Source organism: Arthrobacter sp. I3, assembly GCF_000520575.1.
Classification (GTDB): Bacteria; Actinomycetota; Actinomycetes; order Actinomycetales; family Micrococcaceae; genus Arthrobacter; species Arthrobacter humicola_A.
The window spans coordinates 29,858-36,561 of record NZ_KI914917.1; the positions used below are offsets into that span (position 1 = coordinate 29,858).

7 protein-coding genes, 1 tRNA gene and 1 pseudogene are annotated in these 6,704 nt (G+C 65.9%); 4 read left to right on the forward strand and 5 right to left on the reverse strand.

Annotation, left to right across the window (positions count from 1 at the left end; all coding sequences use genetic code 11):
- The 3 genes and pseudogenes from Y706_RS30125 to Y706_RS0109110 form a co-directional block, all read left to right on the forward strand.
- A pseudogene (locus Y706_RS30125) lies at window positions 1-630 on the forward strand (DNA polymerase III subunit delta'); the annotation flags it as partial.
- A 60-nt stretch (window positions 631-690) separates the two neighbouring features.
- Window positions 691-2,274 carry an alpha/beta hydrolase gene (locus Y706_RS0109105; RefSeq protein WP_028276355.1) on the forward strand — a complete coding sequence of 528 codons (1,584 nt, stop codon included), beginning with the start codon at window positions 691-693 and terminating at the stop codon, window positions 2,272-2,274.
- 114 nt (window positions 2,275-2,388) lie between these two features.
- Window positions 2,389-2,461 (forward strand) — tRNA-Thr (locus Y706_RS0109110).
- 186 nt (window positions 2,462-2,647) lie between these two features.
- Here the strand turns inward: Y706_RS0109110 and Y706_RS24545 are convergent.
- From Y706_RS24545 to Y706_RS0109125, 3 genes are all read right to left on the reverse strand, one after another.
- Window positions 2,648-3,211: a DUF805 domain-containing protein gene (locus tag Y706_RS24545; RefSeq protein ID WP_253906744.1), complete on the reverse strand. Its 564-nt coding sequence runs from the start codon at window positions 3,209-3,211 to the stop codon at window positions 2,648-2,650.
- Between the two features lie 41 nt (window positions 3,212-3,252).
- A complete protein-coding gene (locus tag Y706_RS28725; RefSeq protein WP_156945105.1) occupies window positions 3,253-3,429 on the reverse strand; it encodes a hypothetical protein in 177 nt (58 codons plus the stop codon).
- Window positions 3,430-3,654: 225 nt separating this feature from the next.
- Entirely contained in the window at window positions 3,655-4,395 is a 741-nt protein-coding gene (locus Y706_RS0109125) for an HNH endonuclease family protein (protein ID WP_028276356.1), read from the reverse strand.
- 214 nt (window positions 4,396-4,609) lie between these two features.
- On the opposite strand from Y706_RS0109125, the gene Y706_RS0109130 reads away from it, so the two are divergent.
- Window positions 4,610-5,056 carry a hypothetical protein gene (locus Y706_RS0109130; protein WP_028276357.1) on the forward strand — a complete coding sequence of 149 codons (447 nt, stop codon included), beginning with the start codon at window positions 4,610-4,612 and terminating at the stop codon, window positions 5,054-5,056.
- Window positions 5,057-5,119: 63 nt separating this feature from the next.
- On the opposite strand, the gene Y706_RS0109135 is transcribed toward Y706_RS0109130, so the two are convergent.
- Both Y706_RS0109135 and Y706_RS24550 read right to left on the reverse strand, forming a co-directional pair.
- Complete coding sequence (locus Y706_RS0109135) at window positions 5,120-5,488, reverse strand: hypothetical protein (protein ID WP_028276358.1); 369 nt, start codon at window positions 5,486-5,488, stop codon at window positions 5,120-5,122.
- Window positions 5,489-5,736: 248 nt separating this feature from the next.
- Window positions 5,737-6,704, reverse strand: a 968-nt coding sequence (locus Y706_RS24550; protein ID WP_043435667.1) for a cellulase family glycosylhydrolase, incomplete at its 5' end; no start/stop codon positions are given.

Sequence of the window (6,704 nt, forward strand, 5' to 3'; positions counted from 1 at the left end):
GCCGCCGTCGCTGCACTGCTGGTGAAGCGCGACGGCGTGGACCCGGCGGTCGCCGAGCGCGCCGCCCGCGCGGCGCAGAGCCACGTCGGGATCGCCCGCCGCCTGGCCCGGGACCCGGAGGCCCGGGAGCGCCGGCTCGAGACGGTGCGGTTTCCGCTGTCCCTTCGCGGCGTCACGGCGGCGGTCATGATGGCCGAGAAACTGGTCAAGATCGCCACCGAGGAAGCCAACAGCTCCAACGACGAGCGCGACGCCGCCGAGAAGACGGCGCTTCTGGCCACCCTCGGGGCGCCCGAAAGCGGCACGCTGCCGCCAGCCATGCGGAGCCAGGTCAAGCAGCTCGAGGACGACCAGAAGCGCCGCGCCAAGCGTTCCGTCACCGACTCCCTTGACCGCACCCTGACGGACCTGTTGTCCTTTTACCGGGATGTCCTGGTCATCCAGATGGGGAACGCAGTGGAACTCGTCAACGTTGAACTCAGAAGCGAACTCGAAGACTTCGCCTCCCGTTCCACCGCCGAAGTGACCCTTGCCCGAATGGACGCCATCAACAAGGCCCGCACGCGGATCACCACAACCAACGTGGCCCCGCTGCTGACGATCGAGTCCATGGCTTCCAGCCTTATTTGACGGTTCCGGCCGCTCCAACGATCATCTTCGCTTTCGTTCCTAGCCTCCAAGGAGAACCGCATGAAGCCTGCTCGACCCCAGTCCGCAAGATCCCGATCCCTGGCGATCGGCATGCGGGCCGTCGGCGCCGTGGCCCTGGCCGTCACGTTGGCCTCGTGCACTCTTTTCGGCGGCGGGGGCGGCAACGGGTCCAGTGCGCCGGCATCGGGGGCAGCGGGGCAGGCGGACCCGTCAATCGTGGCGGCCGCTCCGGCCGAACTGCGCAGCTACTACTCCCAGCAGGTCGACTGGAAACCGTGTGAAGGCAACTTCCAGTGCGCCAAGATCAAGGTCCCGCTGGACTACAGCAAGCCCGACGGCGAACGCATCGAGCTTGCCGCCATCAAGCTCGCCACGACAGGCGACAAGAAGGGCACCCTGATGGTCAATCCGGGCGGCCCGGGCGGCTCGGGGTACGACTTCGTCAGGGATGCGGCTAACACCAACATTTCGGACAAAGTCCGGTCCGCCTACGACATCGTGGGCTTCGACCCCCGCGGCGTGAAGCGCTCCGCCCCGGTCACGTGCCTCACGGATAAGGAACGCGACGCGTCACGCGCCAAGACCTACGCCCTGGACACCGACGCCGGACTGGACGAGGCCCTGGCCGACAACAAGGCCATCGCTGCCAAGTGCGTGGAGAAAACCGGGCCGGTGCTGGCCCACATCGACACGGTCAGCGCCGCGAAGGACCTCGACATCCTGCGCGGGGTAGCCAACGACTCCAAGCTGAACTACCTCGGTTACTCCTATGGGACCCTGCTGGGCGCCACTTACGCATCGCTGTTTCCGGACAACGTGGGCCGGTTGGTCCTCGACGGCGCCCTTGACCCGTCGCTGAGCAACGAGGAACTGACCCGCGACCAGGCCGTGGCCTTCGAAAAGGCCCTCCACTCCTATGTCGCCAAGTGCCAGCAGACGTCCGGATGCCCGCTCACGGGAAGCACCGAGGAAGGCGTCCAGCAGATCCACAACGCCATCAGCGCGGCCGAGGCGAACCCGCTGCCGGCGAAGGACGGACGGAAGGTCTCGGGCTCCACGTTTGTCAGCGGCCTCATCATCCCGCTCTACAACAATGACAACTGGCCGATCCTTACCCGTGCGCTCGCCACCGCCCTGGCCGGCGACGGCACGGGCATGTTGCAGCTGGCTGACTTCGGCGCCGACCGCGATCCCAGCGGCACCTACACGTCAAACAGCACCTTCGCCTTCAACGCCATCAACTGCCTGGACTACCCGATGGTGTCCGACACCGCGTCCATGCGGGCCGAGGACCAGAAGCTGCGCCAGCTGTCGCCCACCCTGGGCTACTACTTCGCCTATGGCGGCAGCAACTGCAAGGACTGGCCGTACAAGAACGTCCGGACCCCTGCCCCGGTCGATTACAAGGGCTCGGCCCCGATTGTCGTAGTTGGAACCACCGGCGACCCGGCTACGCCCGTGCAATGGGCCAGTTCCCTGCGCAAGCAGCTTGGGAACGCCTCGCTGCTGACCTGGAAGGGTGAGGGCCACACGGCGTATGGCCGTTCCAACAGCTGCATCGGCAACGCTGTCGATGACTACCTGGTGGACGGAAAGGCCCCGGCGGACAACACCGTCTGCTAGGTCCGCGACAGGGCCGCATGGCGGCTTCGGTAGCTCATTTTGACCCGGACGCCGGGACTCTATTACAGTTGTCTCTTGCATGATCCGCCCGGATCGCCGGGCATTCATGTGGTTGCTTCCTTAGCTCAGTTGGTAGAGCGTCTCACTCGTAATGAGAAGGTCGCCAGTTCGATTCTGGCAGGAAGCTCGGGAAGAACCCCGTATCACCGTTGACTCAACGGGGATACGGGGTTTTTTATTGGTTGCGGCGGGACGGGTCCGTACGGGGCCGTATCGGGCCGGGAACCCCGACCAAGAAGAAGGCCCCGCAGCCCTCAGGGGCGGCAGGGCCTTCTTGTAGTTCGCGCGGGGTCAGTGGGTGCGACCCGGATGCTTATGCGGGGACGTCGAACCGCTGGCCCTCGGGTTTTGATTCCAGCAGCGTGAAGACGAGGAGAATGATGCCGCCGATAAACGGGATGAGGACGATGAGGTACATCCAGCCGCTGAAGTTCGAGTCGTGGAGGCGACGGACCGTCAGGGCCAGGGACGGGACAATGACTGCCAGGAACCAGACGGCTGCCAGGATCAGCCCGATCATATAGGCGGGGCCGGGGACGCTGGCGCCGTTGGGGCCCAGTTTTGCGCCGGCCGCGCCACCGGCAAGCATGATGACGTTCAAGACGATCGAGACGAGTCCGGAGACGAGCATCCACCACCAGTATTCGCTCCGGCTGGCGCGGCCGGAGAACGTCCCGTACTTCTTGAAGAACCGGGACGCTGCCTCTGGCAGGGAAGCGCCGTAGAGCGGTGCCCAGAGCGGCACTGGCCCGGATCCCTGAGCCGGGTACGCCGCGGCGGCGTACGGGTTCGGCGCCCACCCCGGGTTCTGCCGGGGCTGCTCGCTGGGCCACATCTGCCGGCCGGTGCCTTGCTGAGAATTATGCGGATCTGACATGTGAAGCTCCTTCACTGGTGTGGCGGGTGGATCCGGGAGGGTCAGGGGACGTCGGCCGCGGCGGAATCGCTGAAGTGTGGCGCCTGGCTCGGCGGGGGCAGGACATAGGCCTGGGCACGCTCGGCTCCGCGGCGTTGCGCGTTGTGGACCTCGAGGCGGTGACGGCCCGCGATGACGGAGCTTGGACTGCTGCCGAGTAGCCGGCGCGGTTGTGCCATGGTTCCCCCAATACCGGGCACCCCAGCGGGCCCCCGGCTGTCATGCTACCGGCGTTTTCGTCCCGTGGGCACTATGGCATCCCGGAATGTTTTCGCAGGTCAGGGAGCAGAAAGGGCCGACACCTTGGTGTGCCGTCCTCAGCGACGGAAGCTACTCGACGAGACGGAGGTTTGGGCGCGGGTTAGGCGGCACAGACGAAGGTACCCCTCAGGGATGCGGTGCCGCTATTTGCAGGTGGCGAGAATCCCGGCGATGGCGTCGTGCTCGGGACGGGTCATCCAGAGCTTGTACTTGGCCTTCACAGCAGTCTGGCGGGCGACGTATTCGCACCGGAACCCCTTGTTGGCCGGCAGCCAGGCATCGGCCGAGGAGTCTGACTTCTGCTGGTTCGCGGGGCCGTCGGCGGACATCAGGTTCAGCGGATCGTTGGCGAGCTGGAGGCGCTGGCCGGCGCTGATCTGCTGGGCGCCGGTCTGCCAGGCCAGCGACAGGGGAATGATGTGGTCGATCTGGACGTCCGCCGAGTTCTCACCACGGGTGAAGGTGATGGTCTTGCCGGTGTACTTGTCGGCAAGCTTGCCGGAGGCGATGACGCAATCCCTGGTCCCCGGCTTGGTCGTCACATCGGTGAGGTCACGGCGGAGCATGTCATTGCGCGTGTCGCAGCCGTTGTGGTCTACATCGGACCAGGCGGGACCGAACTGCCCACGGCTGTACCCGGTCTTTGGGGCCTTGCCCTTCACCGGGATGGACGCCAGCTGGGCTACGGCCGCGGCGGCCTCGCCCGGGTGCGCGGTGCCGGCGCCGGGAGCCTGGGACGCGGCCGCGCTGTGCACGGCGTCTGCGACTTTGGCGCCAACGTGGGCTGCGGCATCACAGCCGGCGAGGGAGCCTGCGAGAAGCAGGCCGGCAAGGACGGTCAGGGACTTGGTGGCGGCGGAGCGGGAGATGGTCATGCCAATCATGAGTGCGGCGAAAATGACCAGATTACCCGCACCCCGTTCCGCGCCCGCGCAGGCCGGAGCATGGAGTCGCTCACGTCGCTATCTGCCGGCCCGTGCACGGATGACCGACTTGGACACGGCGGACAGGCCACCGGGCCGGCCTGCAGCTACGATGCACTCAGCGCCCGCCGGAAGAGACGGTGCCTGCACTGGAGTTTATTGGGAGGGGAACACAGTGGAACGACGCACCGCGGTCATCATTGGAGTTGCGGCCTTGGTTGCTGTGGCCGCCTTGTTCCTGGTCCGGGCCGCAGAAGACCGCGTTACAGCCGACACGGTGTCCCGCGCCGATCGCCTTGCGATCCCGTCCGAGTGGAAGAAAACAGTGGACATCGTCCGCGGTGAACAGTTCCTGTGCATGGACACAAACCCGTGCCCCAGCCTCGCCAGGCAATGGGACACTGGAACGAAGTTGACCGCTGCGGACCTCGAAGCAGTTGCGGCGCCCGCCGGTCTCACACTAAAGGTCGAAGGAACGTGCCAGCGGAAGCCCAATGAGAGCGGCACAATCCCCGTCTGCATCGGGACGGGGACTGACGGCGACTACAACTACTTCATAGGGGTAGTAAGCCCCCAAAACGAACCGGACAAATTCACTCTTGAAGTCAGGCCGGTCCCGTGATGACATCTTCGCCCGCGGCTCGGGTCAACCCAAAAGCGCCTGCGACTGCGGCTGCTGCCCGGATTAGTCTTCGTGCGGGTCGGTACGGTCCGGCTCGGCGGCATACTCGGATTCCCTGTACCGGATTTCGGCGACCTCTTTCCGGGCCTCCTCTCGAACGTCGGCGAATCTGATGACAGGCCAGTCGTAATTTGCCATCACGTCCGTGAGTCGCGCGACGATGAGGCTCCCTTCGAGCTGGTCATCGATATAGGCCAAGGTGACGGGAACGGCCCGCCCCATGTCGGCGATGACTTCCCCCTGACCGGGGGTGGCAAAGTCCGGCCGGCCGGTTGTTGTGGTCAGAAATGTCCGCTCTTCAGCGTTGAGATAGGCGATCCTGTCGATCCGTGTGACGTTGAGTGCGTCGGTGGATGTCTGAAGAATGCGCATGGTCCATGCCTTTCTCGCTTCTGCTGTCAGGCTACTCCGGTGTTGTCCTCGTCGGGAGCCGCTCTGACTGCCGGGAGCCCGGTCGCACGAAGCCTGAGAACAACCCCCGGAATCAACGCTTTCCGGAGGTTCTTCGTTGGCCCCGGCGGGGTCCGGATCCTGGACCCGGGTTCCGCACGCTCCTTTTGCAGTCGACTGCCCCCAAACAGGCGCCTGATCGAAGGACACCCGCGCCCTTGCGCGGCCGGCTACTTTAGGGTGAGCACCGGGTTGACGGGAGCCTTCAGGGAATCCACCTGCAGGCCTACCGACAGTTTCTGGCCGGCGGCGACCTTCGTGGCCCAGTCCGAGCCGCTGCAGGTCACCGACACCTTGGGGAGCACCGTGCAGCTGATCCCCCAGGAGTTGGCCACGCGGGTGACGTTCGGATCGGGCCAGCTCACGCTCCAACCGGCCGCCGCCCGGAGGCCGGTGACCTCGATATTGGCCACGTAGCCGCCGGTCCATGAACTGCCGAGTTTCCAGACGGCGCTGATCGGCGCGCCCGATGTAGGGGTGGGCGAGGGCGTCGGGGTGACGGTCGGCGTGGGCGTCGCTGTGGCTGTCGGCGACGGTGTCGCGGTGACGGTCGGCGTCGGCGTGGCGGTTGCGGTCGGCGTGACGGTCGGCGACGGCGTGGCGGTTGCGGTCGGCGTCGGGGTGCCGTTCAGGATAGGCGCGAGCGCGGCCAGTTTGGCGGCCTCCGGGGTGCGCCAGTCCGCCTGGACAAGGCCTCCGGTAATGCCGCTGTTCGGGTTGAACGCCCAATACGCGAAGCTCATGGAATTGGTCCCAAGGTAGGAGACGATCTGCTCCATCCACTGCTTGTCCGACGTGGTTTGCAGCGCGGTCCCGAACTCCCCGAGCAGAACCGGGGCGATGCCCTGCTTCTGGATGTAACCCCAGTTGGCATCCCACACGGCCGGCAGGTTGTTGGGGTAGGTGGGGTCGCTGAACCACTTCTGCGCGAACAGCGACGCCGGGTAGTCGTGCGGGGAATAGACCACGCGGTTGGGCGTGGCCAGGGTGACCGGTTTGTTTTTGACGTCGGCCAGGCCCCCGCCCCACCAGGTGGAAGTGCCGTTGCCCTGGTTCTCGATGCCCTCAACGATGATCAGCAGGTTGGGGTTGGAGGCCAAGACGGCGTTGCCGCCGCGGGTGGCCGCGGCCTGCCAGT

Excerpts from the sequence above, each read along its gene's own strand:
- Y706_RS0109105 (WP_028276355.1), top strand. The coding sequence starts at position 691 with ATGAAGCCTGCTCGACCCCAGTCCGCAAGATCCCGATCCCTGGCGATC.
- Y706_RS24545 (WP_253906744.1), bottom strand. The coding sequence starts at position 3,211 with ATGTCAGATCCGCATAATTCTCAGCAAGGCACCGGCCGGCAGATGTGG.
- Y706_RS28725 (WP_156945105.1), bottom strand. The coding sequence starts at position 3,429 with ATGGCACAACCGCGCCGGCTACTCGGCAGCAGTCCAAGCTCCGTCATC.
- Y706_RS0109125 (WP_028276356.1), bottom strand. The coding sequence starts at position 4,395 with ATGATTGGCATGACCATCTCCCGCTCCGCCGCCACCAAGTCCCTGACC.
- Y706_RS0109135 (WP_028276358.1), bottom strand. The coding sequence starts at position 5,488 with ATGCGCATTCTTCAGACATCCACCGACGCACTCAACGTCACACGGATC.